This window comes from Varunaivibrio sulfuroxidans (assembly GCF_029318635.1).
GTDB classification, from domain to species: domain Bacteria; phylum Pseudomonadota; class Alphaproteobacteria; order Rhodospirillales; family Magnetovibrionaceae; genus Varunaivibrio; species Varunaivibrio sulfuroxidans.
This window is the reverse complement of the sequence record NZ_CP119676.1, coordinates 1,298,992-1,314,032: the sequence shown is the minus strand read 5'-3', so window position 1 is coordinate 1,314,032 and position 15,041 is coordinate 1,298,992. Positions and strand designations below refer to the sequence as shown.

Here is a 15,041-nt window from a genome sequence, read left to right as displayed (position 1 = left end):
TGGTACCGCGCACTCTCGGGGGAAACAACACATATGTGCTCAAGCGAGTGTGCTCAGGCGAGGACAACGCCAAAGGCCGGGCGATGAAGTTTTCCATCGCCCGGCCTCATCACCAAAAGGAAACTCCCGGTCTTAAAGGGCCGAGAGGTGCTGGGATTAACGGAACAACCCGAGGATCGCCTGTTCGGACTTCCCGGCGAACGACAGGGCCTGAATACCCAACTGCTGGCGGGTCTGCAACGCAAGCAGGTTACCGCCTTCCTGGTTGAGGTCGGCCAAGGTCAACTTGCCCGAACCGGAGGTCAGGGTGTTGACGTAGTTCTTGGTGAAGTCGAGACGGGTTTGCAACAAGGCGACGTTCGAACCCAGGGTCTGCGACCGGCTGCGCAGCGTCGTCAAGGCGCTGTCCAGGTTGGTGATCCGCGAGCTGAGTTCAGTGGCGAAGCCGACGCCGATCGCGCGTTTGGCCAGTGTCGCGGTGACCGTGACCGAACTGGCCCCCAGGTTCAATAGTTTGGTGGTCGTCGTGGTGGTCGCCGAAACGGCGGTGAAGGTGATCGTATCGCCGACCGAATAGGTGCCCGCCGACAGCAGGTTCGCCGCCGAGCCGGTCGCCGAGGAGGTCACCGTGATGGTGAACGTCTGGGTGCCGTAAGACAGCGTGAAGGTATCGCCGACCGTCAAGGTGCTGGCGGATTGCCCGCCGATGGTCACCGTGGCGCTTCCCCCGGCGGTCACTGCGCCGGCGGAAAGATAGGCGACGTTAAGCGGAATGCCGCCGCCGCTGTAGGCGCTGAGTTGGGCGATGTCTAGGCCCGTATTGGCGGCGCGGATATCGACGGATTGAACGTTGAGGATGCTGGCGGTGTCGTTACTGAAGTTGACCGTCAGGGTGCTGCCGGTGCCGGCGACCAAGTTGAGGCCCTGATACGACGCATCGTTGGCCAAATTGTCGATTTGCCCGCGCAAATCGTTGAACTGGCTGACAATATTGTTAATCTGAGTGGTGGTGGTCGAGGATTTGGCGTTGGTCGCCAGACCCTTGAGCTGTTGAACCAGGGATTCGATCGCGGTCACGGCGTCGGTCGCCGCGGTCAGCGAGCTGACGCCCTGATCGATGTTGTCCTTCTTTTCGTTGAAGTCGGTGGCGCGATCGGTCAGGCCTTTGGCCTGGAAGAACGACACCGGGTCGTCGATCGGGCTGGCGACGCGCAGGCCCGTGGACAGCCGGTTCTGTGTGCGGCCGATCAACTGGGTGGTGGATTGCAGGGAAAGAAGGTTCTGCCGCACGGAGGCGGAAAGGGTGATGTCGGACATGGGGTGTACTCCATTCTAGAGTGCATATAAGGCGATCCGATTCTCCGAATCGCTCACAAACGAAGCCTGACGGGACGAAAAACTAAAGCCCCGACCCTACGGCGGCCTCCCAGCCCTACGGTAGCCCCAAAGGCAAGGTAGCCACATAGTCCCGGCAAGATTAGTCTGGAAGGGATGAAAATGCAACTTTTAAAAAAAATATGCCGACATATGCACGTTTAGAGTTAGTCTAAAGTGAAAATTTGTTGTCCCGGCGAAAGAAGTTTGGAAGGTCTTATCTCAAACCTAATGCGCCAAAAAATTAAGGGAGATATGACGTCCCGTGGGTGGACGTTTAATTCAAGAAGATAAAGGGGCGTTGGCGTAGGCGGAACGAGAAAGCCGGGCGATGAGGGTACTCATCGTCCGGCGGAAGGATAGAATGAGATTTTCCGACCGATGTTAGGCCGAGAGGTGCTGGGATTAACGGAACAACCCGAGGATCGCCTGTTCGGACTTCCCGGCGAACGACAGGGCCTGAATACCCAACTGCTGGCGGGTCTGCAACGCAAGCAGGTTACCGCCTTCCTGGTTGAGGTCGGCCAAGGTCAACTTGCCCGAACCGGAGGTCAGGGTGTTGACATAGTTCTTGGTGAAGTCGAGACGGGTTTGCAACAAGGCGACGTTCGAACCCAGGGTCTGCGACCGGCTGCGCAGCGTCGTCAAGGCGCTGTCCAGGTTGGTGATCGCGTTGCTGAGGTCGGTGGCGTAGCCGACGCCGACCTGACGCACGCCCGCACCCTCGGAAACCGAAACGCTGGCGGCGCCGATATTGAGTAATTTAGTCGGTCCTGTCGATAAGGCGGCGGAAGCGATCGTGAAGGAGATCGTATCGCCGACCGAATAGGTGCCTTGAGAAAGGAAGTTCGTTGTTGTCGCCGTTGCCGTGGAGGAAATAGTCACAGCGAACGTCTGGGTGCCGTAGGTCAGCGTGAAGGTGTCGCCGACCGTCAAGGTGTTGGCGGACTGCCCACCGATGGTCACCGCGATCGAACCGCCGGCGGTAACCGTTCCCGCCGAGATGGCGCTGCGGTTGAAGTTGATCCCCTCGGTGCCGCGCGACAGCACGGAAACGTCGAGGCCGGTGCCGCCGGCGCGAATATCGACGGATTTGACGTTGAGGATGCTGGCGGTGTCGTTACTGAAGTTGACCGTCAGAGTGCTGCCGGTGCCGGCGACCAGGTTGAGGCCCTGATAGGACGCGTCGTTGACCAGGTTGTCGATCTGCGCGCGCAGATCGTTGAACTGGCTGGCGATGTTGTCGATCTGGGTGGTGGTGGTCGAGGACTTGGCGTTGGTCGCCAGACCCTTGAGCTGTTGAACCAGGGATTCGACGGCGGTCACGGCGTCGGTCGCCGCGGTTAGCGAGCTGACGCCCTGATCGATGTTGTCCTTCTTTTCGCTGAAATCGGTGGCGCGATCGGTCAGGCCTTTGGCCTGGAAGAAGGACACCGGGTCGTCGATCGGGCTGGCGACACGCAGGCCCGTGGACAGCCGGTTCTGTGTGCGGCCGATCAACTGGGTGGTGGATTGCAGGGAAAGAAGGTTCTGCCGCACGGAGGCGGAAAGGGTAATATCGGACATCGTTTTTTACTCCGTTCTAGAGCGTATGACAGGCAATTCATTTCTCTGAATTGCGTACCGCCGAGGTCCGGCAAAGCAAAACGCGGCGCGGACCCCACTTCGAACTGCCCCCCCCACGGAAAACGCCTTCTCGGCGTGTCCGCAACCGGGAGCAACCACGTAACGGCCTCGATCTTACGCCGCAAGATAAGAAAGCACAACGATAAAAAGTATTTAAGATCAATGCATTAGTTTGTATTTATTCTAAATTTGAAAGACCCATTCTCGCTGGTTTCCGTCATCGGCGGGCGGGTCTTGGAAAACTCTCTATTTTGGAACTTAATGTGTTAAAAATTCGAAGGGATGCGTTCTTTTCCGCCTTTGTTATGAGCGAGTCCTTTAACGAAAGGGAACGGGGAGAGTGATGTGAGCGATTTGCAACATCTTCTGGCGTCGGGGTTGTCCCTACATCAATCCGGACGTTTGGGCGAGGCGGCGAAGGTTTACGAGAAAGTTCTCATCGAAGAGCCGAACAACGCCGACGCCTTGAACCTTCTGGGGTTGATTTTCCAGGCCGTTGGGGAGCTAGATACGGCGATTTCATTGCTGTCTCAGGCGGGCGAGGCGGCGCCCGATTACTTCGCGCCCTTCGTCAACCTGGGCAATGTCCTGCAACAAGCCGGACGCCTCGATGAGGCGCTCGACGCCTTTCGGCGGGCCATTTTACTCAATCCCGAGGCGGCCCCGGCGTATAACAATCTGGCCAGTTGTCTGAATGCCCTGGACCGTCATCAAGAAGCGATGGAGGCCTGCGTCCAGGGGCTGGCCCATGATAAAAGCCTGTCCGACCTTTCGGTCAACATGGCCAACGCCCTGCTTGGCCTGGACCGCCCTGAAGAGGCTCTGAAAACCCTCGAAAAGGTCATGCCCCACTGCGGCGATAACGCCAATGCTTGGTTCAATTTAGGCCTTACGCATATGGATTTGGGCCAATACGAAGACGCCAGGGACGCCTTGTCCAAGGCGACCGCGCTTGAGAGCGGGAACGAGACGGCCCACTATAACCTCGCTTTGGCGTCGTTGAAATTAGACGCCTTCGACGCCGCCGTCACCGCGTTCGAGCGCGCCATAGCCCTGCGCGAGGATTATGTTGACGCCTATTGCAATTTGGCCAGCGCGCACCAATCCAAGGGCGACAGCACGGCGGCGATCGAATGCCTGCGTACGGCGTTGACCTTCGAGCCGGAAAGCGTGGACCTGCACTGGAATTTATCGTTGGCGCTGTTGCAGGCGGGACGGTACCGCGAAGGTTGGAAGGAATACGAATGGCGCTGGCGTACGCCGACGTTCGCGGCCTTCAAACGTAATTTTTCGACGCCGCAGTGGGATGGCGGCCCCTTGGCCGGGCGCACCATCGCGTTGCTTGGCGAGCAGGGCTTCGGCGACGCCATTCAGTTTATACGCTACGTCGCTATGGTGCGCGAACGGGGCGGGCGCGTCATCGTCGAATGCCGTGCCGGACTCGAGCGCCTGTTTTCCGGGATCGACGGTGTCGCGCAGGTCGTTACCCTGGGAGACCCTCTGCCGCCGTTCGACGTCCAAGTTCCGCTGATGAGCCTGCCTCATCTCCTGGGCACGACTTTGGAGACGGTCCCCGCCGAAACCCCATACCTCGCGCCGCCCGGCGAAAGCGCCGTTCCGCGCGAGCTGTTCGAGGTCTCGGGGTTGAAAGTCGGTCTGGTATGGGCAGGCAGTCCGACACGGCGGGACAATCACAAGCGTTCGTGCGCGCCGACGTTGCTGCAGGGTTTGTTGAATGTTCCGGGGACGACGTTTTATAGTTTGCAGGTCGGCCCCTTCAGGGACGACGTGAGAGCGCTATCGGAAGCGTCCCCGGGAGGCGCGAACCTCATTGATCTTGCCGGTTTTCTGGAAGATTTCGCCGATACCGCGGCGGCGTTGGATGCTTTGGATTTGGTGATTAGCGTGGATACCGGGGTGCTTCATCTGGCAGGGGCGCTGGGCAAGGAAGCCTGGGCGTTGATGGCGCAGCCGACGGGCTTTTTGTGGATGGATGAACGCGCCGACAGCGTTTGGTATCCGACGATCCGCCTTTTTCGTCAGTCTCACCCCGGAGATTGGGGCGGCGTTCTCGATGCCGTCGAGGCGGCATTGCGTGAAAAAATCGAATAATCTTGACTGTTGCGCCTCGGTGTCGTCCGTCATAGGCTTAGCCTCCTGATCCTTACCGCTTTTTTGCAATATAGTTTAGCTGTAAAAGCGATATGCCGTTCTTTATATGAAGAACCTGAAGGCCAACGTTTTTGGAGAAGCGTCATGTCCGAACAAGCGCCGTTGGGCGAAAACGACGAGACCGATCTCGCGCTCGAATGGTTTTCGGCGATGTGGGACGAAGCCATTAAGCGCGGCGTTTCGCCGCAGAGTTTGAGTTTGGTCATTCTGTCCGCCTCGGTAAGTAAGCTGGTCGATATTTATGGAGAGCAATCCGCCGCGGAAATGTTGGAGGCGTCGCGTAAAAATGTCGAAGCCGGGGGGTTTTCGAGCGCCAATTAAAGGGCCGGACGGCAAGGCGTCGTCCCCTCGGGGCGCGCCGAAATCCGAGTGCTAAATTCGGTCGCTTCGCCTCGCCGTCGGCGCTTCTTTATCGCCGCCGCCGCCGTCGCCATTTCGGAAAAAAACGCCAGCCGGCATTGCATATACCGACAGGGCAAAACGAAGGAGTTTTATTCTTGAATTCCACACCCCATTACCCGTCGTCTTTCTCGTTGGATGGAAAATCCATTTTGGTCACCGGCGGCACCGGTTCGTTCGGCCGCCAGTTTATTAAGACGGTTCTCGAACGTTTCGCGCCGCGCCGCCTGGTGATCTACTCGCGCGACGAGTTGAAGCAGTTCGAAATGCAACAGGAATTCAATCCGGCGGACTATCCGTGCTTGCGTTACTTCATCGGTGACGTCCGCGATCTCGAACGCCTGAAAATGGCGCTCAGGGACATCGAATACGTCGTTCATGCCGCCGCCCTGAAACACGTCACGGTGGCCGAATACAACCCCACCGAGTGTGTCCACACCAACATTACCGGCGCTGAAAATATCGCGATGGCGGCGATCGCCTGCGGGGTCAAAAAGGTGATGGCGTTATCGACGGACAAGGCGGTTAACCCGATCAATCTTTATGGCGCGAGCAAGTTGGCGTCGGACAAAATCCTTATCGCCGCCAACAGTCTCAGCGGGAAAGGCGGCGCGATTTTTTCGTGCGTGCGTTACGGCAACGTCGTCGGCTCGCGCGGCAGCGTGGTGCCGTTATTCCAGAATCTGATTCGGGATGGCGCGACGGAGTTGCCGATCACCGATGAGCGCATGACCCGTTTTTGGATAACGATCCAACAGGGGGTCGATTTCGTGCTGTCGTGTTTCGAGCAGATGAACGGCGGCGAGGTTTTCACCCCGAAAATGGCGAGCATGCACGTGGTCGATTTGGCCGACGCCCTGAAACCGGGGATCTCGCGCAAGGTGATCGGCATTCGCCCCGGCGAAAAACTTCACGAAATGCTGATTTCCCCCGATCATTCGCCCAATACCCTGGAATTCGACGACCGCTTCGTGATCTTGAACCGCTTGGTGTCGCAGGGGGACAATGGTGTGGGCAGGCCGGTCGGCGACGATTTTTCCTATTCCAGCGACAACAACCCCCAGTGGCTCGACCAGGATGGTTTGCGGGCGTTGATGGAACTGGATAAAAAATGAGCGCTTCGGGCCCGTTTTTGCCCTATGGGCGCCAGGCGGTCGATGACGATGACATCGCCGCGGTCGTGGCCAGCCTGAAAAGCGATTGGTTGACCACCGGGCCCGCCGTCGGGAAATTTGAAAATGCGTTCGCGGAAAAAACCGGGGCCCGTCATGCGGTGGCCTGCGCCAACGGTACGGCGGGGCTGCATCTGGCCTTGCTGGCCTTGGGGATCGGGCACGGCGATCGGGTGATCGCGCCGACGCTGACCTTCCTCGCTACCGCCAATGCGGCGCGTTATGTCGGCGCGGATGTGGTGTTCGCCGACGTCGATCCCGACAACGGGTTGTTAACTCCGCAGACACTGGAGGACGCCTTCGCCCGGGCGGGCGGCGTGGTCAAGGCGGTGCTGGCGGTTCATCTGGCGGGTCAGCCCGCCGACATGGCGGCCTTGTCGGCGGTCGCGGCTGGGCACGGCGCGGTGCTGGTCGAGGACGCCTGCCACGCCATCGGCGGATCTTACCTTGTCAACGATGATCCGAAGGGGGCGGAGGGACGTTGGACGAACGTCGGCGCGTGCGCGCACGGCGCGATGGCCGTATTTTCCCTGCATCCGGTGAAAACCATCACCATGGGCGAGGGCGGCGTGGTCACCACCAACGACGACGCCCTGGCGGCGCGGTTGCGCCGGGCGCGAAGTCACGGCATGACCCGCGACGCCGACGCCTTCGTCAACCGCGGCCTGGCTTTCGGCGTGGATGGGGCCGCCAACCCGTGGTACTACGAAATGGCCGACATCGGCTATAATTACCGCGCCACCGACATGCAGTGCGCCTTGGGGGCGTCCCAGTTGGCCAAGCTCGATCGCTTCGTCGCCCGGCGCGGCGAACTGGTCGCGCTTTACGACCGGGCGATCGGGGACCTCGGCCATCCGGCGCTTGACTTCTTGAAACGACGGCCAGATTGCCGCGCGGCGTGGCACTTATATGTCGTGCTGGTCGATTTTTCCGTCCTGGACGGGGACCGCGCGGCGCTGATGAACGCCCTTAGTGAAAAGGGCGTCGGCACTCAGGTGCATTATCTGCCGGTGCACATGCAGCCCTATTACAAAAAGCTCTATGGCGATCTCGCGTTGCCGGGGGCGTGGCGCTACTACAGCCGCTGCCTTTCCCTACCGCTGTTCCCGGCGATGGATGACGATGACGTCTTGCGCGTCGTGGCGGCGCTTGGCGACGGCCTCGACACGGTCGAGAGGGTGTGAAATGGGGGGGTGCGCCGTCATTATCCAGGCCCGCCTGGGATCGAGCCGGCTTCCCGGTAAGGTCCTCAAGCCCTTGGCCGGGCGTACCGTTCTCGCCCATGTGCTCGAACGCGCCCGCGCCATCTCCGGCATCGACGTCGTTTGTTGCGCGGTGCCCGAAGGCGTCGCGGACGATCCCGTCGCCGACGAGGCCCGCCGCCTTGGCGTTCATGTCTTTCGCGGTTCCGAAAAAGACGTTTTGGACCGCTATGTTCGCGCCGCTCGGGAGCTGAGCGCAGATGTCGTGATGCGCGTGACCAGCGACTGTCCCGCGATCGATCCCGCCGTGTGCGGCGGGGTTCTGGCGGCGCTGATCGACCGAAACGCCGATTACGCCAGCAACAACACGCCGCCCAGTTGGCCTCATGGATTGGATTGCGAGGCGGTGCGCTTTTCCTGGCTCGAACGCAGCGCCCGCGAGGCCACGCTGCCTTCCCAGCGTGAGCACGTCACGCCCTACGTGCGTGGGCATCCCGATGTGCGCCAAGCCCACTATCCCTGCCCGGTGGCGGGCCTCGCCGAATACCGCTGGACCTTGGACACGGCGCGGGATTACGATTTTTTATGCGCCCTTTTCGAAAGACTTCCGCCCGGCCCGGAAGGTTGGGATTATCGCGCCGCTTTGGCCGTTGTGGACGCCAATCCCGACTTACGGGCGATCAACGCCGGTCAGGATCGCTACGCGGGCCTGAAAAAATCGCTCGCCGAGGACGGAAAAGGTCCTTTAGGAACGGGAGGACCACGATGACGATGTTTGATCCCGACAGGACGTTCATCATCGCCGAGGCCGGGTCGAACTGGCGCATGGGGACCGCGGCGCGCGACCTGGCGATGGCGAAAACCCTGATCGACATCGCGCGGGAGGGCGGCGCCGACGCGGTCAAGTTCCAAACCTACCGCGCCGAGACGGTCTACGTCGCCAACGCCGGCAGCAGCGATTATTTGAGCAGTTCGGGGATCGAAGACGACATCCAGGATATTTTCAGCGATCTCGCCATGCCTTACGAGATGATCGGCGAACTCGCCGCTTATTGCAAAGGGCAGGGCATTGCGTTCATGTCGTCGCCGTTTTCCCCGGCGGATTTCGCCGCCGTCGATCCTTTCGTGCAGGTACACAAGATCGCGTCCTACGAGATTTCCCACATCCGCCTGATCGAATTGGCGGCGCGAACGGGCAAGCCGTTGGTGATATCGACGGGGGCCAGCACCGAGGACGACATCGCCTGGGCGGTCGGGCATTTTCGCGCCCACGGCGGCGGGGAATTGGCGTTGCTCCAGTGCACGTCGCGTTATCCCGCGCCCTTGGACAGCCTCAACCTGCGCGTCATCCCCTGGCTGCGCGATCGTTTCGGGGTGGTGGCCGGATTGTCCGATCACAGCCGCGAGCCGGCGATTGCGCCCGCCGCCGCTGTGGCGTTGGGCGCGCGGGTGATCGAAAAGCATTACACCGTGGACAACCGCCTGCCCGGGCCGGATCACGCCTTCGCCCTGTTGCCCGGCGAACTGAAGGAAATGGTCGATCACATTCGCGCCGTGGAAAGGGCGCTGGGTGACGGCGTCAAGGCGGTGCACGCCGTCGAGGACGAATTGGCCGCCTATGCCCGCCGAGGCGTCCAGGCGATCCGTGATATCGCCCCGGGCGAGCGGTTGAGAGAAGACGAGAATTTCGCCATCCTGCGCCCCGGCAAGCAAATTCTGGGGAGCCATCCGCGCCACCTCGATCGAATCGAAGGCCATACCGCCCGCCGTGCGATCGCCCAGGGCGAGGGGATCGCGCCGGACGATTGTGAACCGTAACGCCCGTCGCCGTCGCGAATCGTGGGCGCACGCGCGCCGTGGAGAAAACAACCGATGACCCTAAAATCCCCCCGCACCCTGGCCACTATCGAGGCGCGCATGACCTCGTCGCGGTTGCCCGGAAAAGTCTTGAAGCCCGTGTTGGGGCGACCGATGCTGGCGTTGATGGTCGAACGTCTGCGCCGGGTCTCGGCGTTGGACGGCATCGTCATCGCGACCACGGTGAACGCGACCGACGATCCACTGGTCGATCTTGCCGAAAATCTGGGGGTCGGCGTTTTTCGCGGCAGTGAGGACGACGTTATGGGGCGGGTCCTGGGGGCGGCGCGCGCCCATGGCGCCGACGTCATCGTCGAAACCACCGGCGACTGCCCGTTGATCGACCCCGCCATCGTCCAGCGCTGTGTCGAGGCTTACGCGGCGGCGGATGTCGATTACCTATCCAATGTGCTGACCCGAAGCTATCCGATCGGCATGGATACCCAGGTTTTCGCCGCCGATATTCTAGCCGACGCCGCGGCGCGCACGGACGATCCCCGCGACCGCGAGCACGTCAGTTTGTATATCTACAATCACCCCGAACGCTACCGCCTGCAAAACGTCGCGGCCCCGCCCGCCCTGCGCGATCCCAATCTCGCCCTGACCTTGGACACGGCGGAGGATTTGGCCCTGATCGCGGCGGTGTTCGAGGCTTTGTATCCCGAAAATCCCGACTTCCGCCTGGACGATATTCTCCGGCTGCTGGCGCGCAAACCCGAACTTAGAGAGATCAACCGCCATGTCCGGGAGTGACGCCACATCCGGCGGTGATAAACCGCCCGTGCTCAGGGCGTTGATCGTCGGCTGCGGGGCGGTTGCCGGAGGCTATGACGAAGACGGCCCGTCGGACGGCGGGATTCTCACCCATGCCGGAGCCTATCGCGCCCATCCGGAGTTTGATGTGGTGGCCTGCGTCGAGCCGGATTCCGCCCGCCGCCGGGCGTTCATGGACTATTGGGCGGTGCCCCACGGGTTCGCCACCCTGGACGACTATGCCCAAAGCGCCGTGCGCGCCGATGTCGCCAGCGTGTGCGCGCCCACCGCGCTGCACGAATCGATGCTGATGGGGCTTCTCGATATCGGGGTGACGGCGGTGCTTTGCGAAAAACCCCTTTGCGCGGACATTGCGGACTCGCGGCGGGTCGTGGACGCCTACCGGGACGCCGGGGTCGGTCTGCTGGTGAATTACCTGCGCCGTTGGACGCCCGGCATCGTGGACTTGAAAAAAGAAATCGTCGCCGGGCGCTGGGGCGCATTGCAAAATGCGGTGGGCAGTTACAATAAGGGAATCCTCAACTGCGGATCGCACATGATCGATCTTCTCCACTTTTTAATCGGGCCGATGACGCCGCGCGCCGTCCTGCGCGCGCGCGCGGGACTCGGTCCCCACGACCCGACCCTGGACGCCCGCCTCGATGCGCCGGGCGGCGCGCCGGTCTATTTGATCGGCAGCGATCATCGGTATTTTTTCACCTTCGAGCTGGAACTGACCTTCGAAAACGGTCGCGTCGCGTTCGAGGACCTGGGCCGCGCGGTCCGGGTGCGAACCTTAAGCGAGGACCGCGAGTTCCCCCAAAGGCGGACGTTGCAACGCGGCGCGTGGCGCGAAACCGGCCTCGGCGAGGCGATGGCGCGCACGGTCGATAATCTGTACCGCCATGTGCGCGCCGCCGCGCCGGTGGCGTGCGACGGCGCGGCGGCGCTCGATGCGGAAACGGTGTGCCACCGCTTGATCGCCATGGCGCGCGGCGACAAAATATCGGGCCTGGAAATCGGGCCTGGAAATCGGGCATGAGAAAGGAAACGTAACGCCATGACCGAGTTGGCCTTGTTGGGGGGTAAGCCCCTCCGCGAAAAGCTGTTTCCGGCCTACCGTCCGATCGGCGAGGAGGAACGGGCGGCCGTTGACGCGGTGATGCGCGGCGGCGTGCTGTCGCGCTTCTTAGGGGCGTGGCACGACGATTTTTACGGCGGCGATCAGGTCCGCGCCTTCGAGGCACGCTGGGCCGAGGCCTTCGCCGTCAAACACGCCGTCAGCGTCAATTCCGCGACCGGCGGCCTGTACGCCGCTGTGGGGGCGACGGCGGTCGGGCCCGGCGACGAGGTCATCGTCAGCCCCTACACCATGATCGCGTCGGCGACGGCGGCGCTGATCTTCAACGCCGTTCCCGTGTTCGCCGATATCGATCCGCACACCTTCACCCTGGACCCGGCGTCGATCGAAGCGCGCATCACGCCGCGCACCCGGGCGATCGTCGTCGTGCATATTTTCGGTCAGGCCGCCGATATGGACCCGATCATGGCGCTGGCGAAGACACATAAACTGAAAGTCATCGAAGACTGCGCCCAGGCCCCGTTCGCCACCTACAAGGGCCGCCCCGTCGGCGCCCTCGGCGACATCGGGGTGTTCAGTTTGAATTATCACAAGCACATCCACACCGGCGAGGGCGGCGTGGTGACCACCAACGACGACGATCTGGCCGAACGGGTGCGCCTGATCCGCAATCACGGCGAGGCCGTGGTCGGGGGTATGGGGCGCGCCGATTTGGTCAACATGGTCGGCTTCAATTTTCGCCTGGGAGAGCTTGAGGCCGCCATCGGTCAATGCCAGTTGGACAAGGGGCCGGGCCTGATCGCCCAGCGCCGCGACAACGTCGCCTACTTGGAGGGCCGCCTGAAAGGCATTCCCGGCCTGACGCCGTGCGCCGAGCGCCCCGGCGACCGTCATGTCTATTACGTGCACCCCCTGCTTTACGACGCCGACGTCATGGGGGTGTCGCGCGAGACCTTCGTCGCCGCCGTGAAGGCCGAATTGCCGGCCTCCGAGATGCGTGAAAAGGACGGACCCCTGATCGGCCAGGGCTACGTGCGCCCGCTTTATCTGGAGCCGATCTTTCGCGAACGGATCGCCTATGGCGGCGGCGGATGTCCGTTTACCTGCCCCCATTACGACGGCGTCGCCGATTATCGCGAGGGGCTGTGTCCGGTGTGCGAGGACGCCCACGCCCGCACCTTGATCACCCACGAGTTGATGCGCCCGGGAATGACCCGGCGCGATCTGGACGATGTCGCCGATGCCTTTCACAAAGTCGCCGATGCACGCGACCAGTTGCGCGCGCATGACGCGGCGGCGGGCTAGGCGATGGCCCGCTTCGCCTTCGCCGCCCACGACCCCGGCGGGGCCAACGCCCTGCTGGCGGCGGCGGTGGGCGCGCGGGCGCGCGGCGATACGGTGATCTGCTTCGCCGCGGGTCCGGCCGCGGCGCTATGGCGGGCGGCGGGCGAGACCTGCCCGAGTACGCTTGAAGAACTGTTGGAGGCCCACCGGGAGACGTCGTTCGACCTTTTGGTGAGCGCCACCGGATTTTCCGATTTCGAAAAAAACATGTGGCCGGCGTGCCGCGCCCACGGGCTGGCCAGCCTCGCCGTGATCGAGGCGTGGAGCAATTTCAAGGCGCGCTTCGAGGCGGCGTCGGGCGATCTCGTTCTGCCGGACGCCATCGCCGCGGTCGATGAGGAAAGCCGTCGGGTCCTTGCCGACGCGCCGTGGTGCACGGTCCCCGTTTATGTCGTCGGCCAGCCCCATCTCCAACGCGTGGCCCAGGACCTGCGCGCCGCCAGGGCGGGTCGCATCCGTGGCGACGTCCCGCTGTTGGCCTTTTTTTCCGAACCGATCGACGACGACTATGGCCGCGCCCGGCGCGGTTTCGATCAATTCGAGATCGCGGCGCATCTGGTGGCGACGGTGGCGCGCGCCGGAGACCGACGGATTGCGATCAAGCCCCATCCGCGCGAGGATGCCGGGGCGTGGCGGCGCTGGCTTGATGCTTCCCTGTCGCAAGGTGTGGCGACGTTAGACGTGTCAGACACCTCTGATCTTCTGATCCGCGCCGACGCGGTGATCGGGATGACATCGATGGTTTTGCTTGAGGCGGCGCTGGGCGGCGCGCCGACGCTGTCGGTTCAGATCGGGCGCGCGGAAACGGTCCACCCGATCATCGAACGCTGCTTGCCGGTGGTGACGCGCGACGCGCAATTGGCGCGGGCGATGACGGCGTTGGCGGCCCGGATCGGAAAGGGCGCGCAAACCCCGATCGCACCGCCCCTTTTGGCGCTGATCGACGATGCCCGGGCGCGTTTCCTGGCGGCGCTCGACGCGTGCATGGCGGGGGCTGGAAAAACCACGGGGTTATGACGGTGGCGGGGCGTGGAGCGTCCAGGTTAGGGTCAGACGGCAACGCGCGACGAAGCCTTTCTTGAAAAAGCCGATCCGCACGTCTTTGTCGGGCGCGCCCGCCCCGCGCGGGACGATCTCGCCCAAATCATAGGCGCCGATACCGCGCCGCGCCGCGCGAACCATGGCGTCGAACACCGGGAAGTGGGCCAGAGGCTTGTCGAACAGGTCGCGATCGTAAACCCCCGAGGCGTAATAGCCGGTCTTTCCCGCCGATACGCTATATGTGGCGCACACCAGGGGCGGGCCGTCCTTGAGTGCGGCGAGGGACAGCTCCCCGTTCCCGGCGGCGATGGCGTTCCAAAACACTTCCCAATAGGAGTCGGGATAGGTCTGGCCGCCCGACACGCGCGCATGGAAGGCGCAAAAGGCGTCGAAGGCCGTGCGGTCGGGAGTGTCGGCATTGACATAGGTCATGAGCAGATTGTCGCGCCCCCAGTTGACCAGCGAGCGGAAGCTTTTACGCAGTCCGCGATGGAGCGCCTCCTCGCCGTCGCCGAGATCGGCCACGGCGTGAATGCGCACGCCGGGACGGGCGAGACGGGCGAGACAGGCGTCCTCCAGGGCGTCGGGCGCGTCGGCGGTGGTGCGCCCCAGGACAAATGCCGACGGGGTGGGGCGCGTCCGGGCGAGGGCTTCGAGATGGTCGAGGGCGCAGGCCACGGCGCGCCGTTCCACCTTGGGGGCGAGGTCCCGGGCGATGGCGGGGACGATCGGCAGGCCATAGTGCGTTATTCCGTCCTCGGACGCGGTGCACGGCACGATGGCAAGTAGGCGATCGTCGCCATCGGCGACGGCGAACGAACAGATGCGGTGGCGTTCGACCAATTTCGCGACATTGGGATAGAGCGCCCGGGTGAACGCGCCAAACAGAGGATGGCCGTCCCAGGCGGGAAAGGCCGCGGCGTCAACCCCCCGCGACAGGTGGCGGTTCAGTTCTTCGGTGTCGAGAAGACGGAGCGTCATGGTCGTGCGGATCCTGTCCTGCGGTTCGGGAACGCCGCG

General features: G+C 62.7%; 13 protein-coding genes. 10 read left to right on the top strand and 3 right to left on the bottom strand.

Translation table 11 applies throughout. The annotated features are described in order from the left end of the window. Nucleotides 1–156: 156 nt before the first annotated feature. Together P3M64_RS06150 and P3M64_RS06145 are read right to left on the bottom strand one after the other, a co-directional pair. On the bottom strand, nt 157–1,317 hold the full coding sequence (locus P3M64_RS06150) for a flagellin (RefSeq protein ID WP_132938731.1): 1,161 nt from the start codon (nt 1,315–1,317) through the stop codon (nt 157–159). 462 nt (nt 1,318–1,779) lie between these two features. Then, nucleotides 1,780–2,940 carry a flagellin gene (locus P3M64_RS06145; RefSeq protein ID WP_132938732.1) on the bottom strand — a complete coding sequence of 387 codons (1,161 nt, stop codon included), beginning with the start codon at nt 2,938–2,940 and terminating at the stop codon, nt 1,780–1,782. Between the two features lie 405 nt (nt 2,941–3,345). Here P3M64_RS06145 and P3M64_RS06140 point away from each other — a divergent pair, with 405 nt between their 5' ends. The 10 genes from P3M64_RS06140 to P3M64_RS06095 all read left to right on the top strand — a co-directional run bounded on the left by P3M64_RS06140 (nt 3,346) and on the right by P3M64_RS06095 (nt 13,997). Beyond that, nucleotides 3,346–5,112, top strand: coding sequence for a tetratricopeptide repeat protein (locus P3M64_RS06140; RefSeq protein ID WP_132938733.1), 1,767 nt, complete (start codon nt 3,346–3,348; stop codon nt 5,110–5,112). Between the two features lie 144 nt (nt 5,113–5,256). Further along, a complete protein-coding gene (locus P3M64_RS06135; RefSeq protein WP_132938734.1) occupies nt 5,257–5,493 on the top strand; it encodes a hypothetical protein in 237 nt (78 codons plus the stop codon). Nucleotides 5,494–5,669: 176 nt separating this feature from the next. Continuing rightward, the gene (pseB, locus tag P3M64_RS06130; protein WP_207893136.1) at nt 5,670–6,686 is read left to right on the top strand and encodes a UDP-N-acetylglucosamine 4,6-dehydratase (inverting); all 1,017 of its coding nucleotides are present in this window, start codon (nt 5,670–5,672) and stop codon (nt 6,684–6,686) included. Next, nucleotides 6,683–7,927 (top strand): UDP-4-amino-4,6-dideoxy-N-acetyl-beta-L-altrosamine transaminase, encoded by a 1,245-nt coding sequence (pseC, locus tag P3M64_RS06125; RefSeq protein WP_132938735.1) that lies wholly within the window; start codon nt 6,683–6,685, stop codon nt 7,925–7,927. The genes pseB and pseC overlap by 4 nt, the downstream gene beginning before the upstream one ends. Continuing rightward, nucleotides 7,866–8,714 (top strand): cytidylyltransferase domain-containing protein, encoded by an 849-nt coding sequence (locus P3M64_RS06120; protein ID WP_243644746.1) that lies wholly within the window; start codon nt 7,866–7,868, stop codon nt 8,712–8,714. Before pseC ends, P3M64_RS06120 begins: the two co-directional genes overlap by 62 nt. Beyond that, entirely contained in the window at nt 8,711–9,763 is a 1,053-nt protein-coding gene (locus tag P3M64_RS06115; protein WP_207893155.1) for an N-acetylneuraminate synthase family protein, read from the top strand. Before P3M64_RS06120 ends, P3M64_RS06115 begins: the two co-directional genes overlap by 4 nt. Nucleotides 9,764–9,817: 54 nt before the next feature. Beyond that, nucleotides 9,818–10,555, top strand: coding sequence for a cytidylyltransferase domain-containing protein (locus P3M64_RS06110; protein ID WP_132938736.1), 738 nt, complete (start codon nt 9,818–9,820; stop codon nt 10,553–10,555). Then, nucleotides 10,542–11,597, top strand: coding sequence for a Gfo/Idh/MocA family protein (locus P3M64_RS06105; protein ID WP_132938737.1), 1,056 nt, complete (start codon nt 10,542–10,544; stop codon nt 11,595–11,597). The genes P3M64_RS06110 and P3M64_RS06105 overlap by 14 nt, the downstream gene beginning before the upstream one ends. An 18-nt stretch (nt 11,598–11,615) precedes the next feature. Then, the gene (locus P3M64_RS06100; protein ID WP_132938738.1) at nt 11,616–12,941 is read left to right on the top strand and encodes a DegT/DnrJ/EryC1/StrS family aminotransferase; all 1,326 of its coding nucleotides are present in this window, start codon (nt 11,616–11,618) and stop codon (nt 12,939–12,941) included. Between the two features lie 3 nt (nt 12,942–12,944). After that, complete coding sequence (locus tag P3M64_RS06095) at nt 12,945–13,997, top strand: glycosyltransferase family protein (protein WP_132938739.1); 1,053 nt, start codon at nt 12,945–12,947, stop codon at nt 13,995–13,997. On the opposite strand, the gene P3M64_RS06090 is transcribed toward P3M64_RS06095, so the two are convergent. Next, nucleotides 13,992–15,002 (bottom strand): GNAT family N-acetyltransferase, encoded by a 1,011-nt coding sequence (locus P3M64_RS06090; RefSeq protein ID WP_132938740.1) that lies wholly within the window; start codon nt 15,000–15,002, stop codon nt 13,992–13,994. The genes P3M64_RS06095 and P3M64_RS06090 overlap by 6 nt on opposite strands. Between the last annotated feature and the right edge of the window lie 39 nt (nt 15,003–15,041).

Coding starts and splice junctions, on each gene's coding strand:
- P3M64_RS06150 (WP_132938731.1), bottom strand. CDS start 1,317: ATGTCCGACATCACCCTTTCCGCCTCCGTGCGGCAGAACCTTCTTTCC.
- P3M64_RS06145 (WP_132938732.1), bottom strand. CDS start 2,940: ATGTCCGATATTACCCTTTCCGCCTCCGTGCGGCAGAACCTTCTTTCC.
- P3M64_RS06135 (WP_132938734.1), top strand. CDS start 5,257: ATGTCCGAACAAGCGCCGTTGGGCGAAAACGACGAGACCGATCTCGCG.
- pseC (WP_132938735.1), top strand. CDS start 6,683: ATGAGCGCTTCGGGCCCGTTTTTGCCCTATGGGCGCCAGGCGGTCGAT.
- P3M64_RS06120 (WP_243644746.1), top strand. CDS start 7,866: ATGACGTCTTGCGCGTCGTGGCGGCGCTTGGCGACGGCCTCGACACGG.
- P3M64_RS06115 (WP_207893155.1), top strand. CDS start 8,711: ATGACGATGTTTGATCCCGACAGGACGTTCATCATCGCCGAGGCCGGG.
- P3M64_RS06110 (WP_132938736.1), top strand. CDS start 9,818: ATGACCCTAAAATCCCCCCGCACCCTGGCCACTATCGAGGCGCGCATG.
- P3M64_RS06105 (WP_132938737.1), top strand. CDS start 10,542: ATGTCCGGGAGTGACGCCACATCCGGCGGTGATAAACCGCCCGTGCTC.
- P3M64_RS06100 (WP_132938738.1), top strand. CDS start 11,616: ATGACCGAGTTGGCCTTGTTGGGGGGTAAGCCCCTCCGCGAAAAGCTG.
- P3M64_RS06095 (WP_132938739.1), top strand. CDS start 12,945: ATGGCCCGCTTCGCCTTCGCCGCCCACGACCCCGGCGGGGCCAACGCC.
- P3M64_RS06090 (WP_132938740.1), bottom strand. CDS start 15,002: ATGACGCTCCGTCTTCTCGACACCGAAGAACTGAACCGCCACCTGTCG.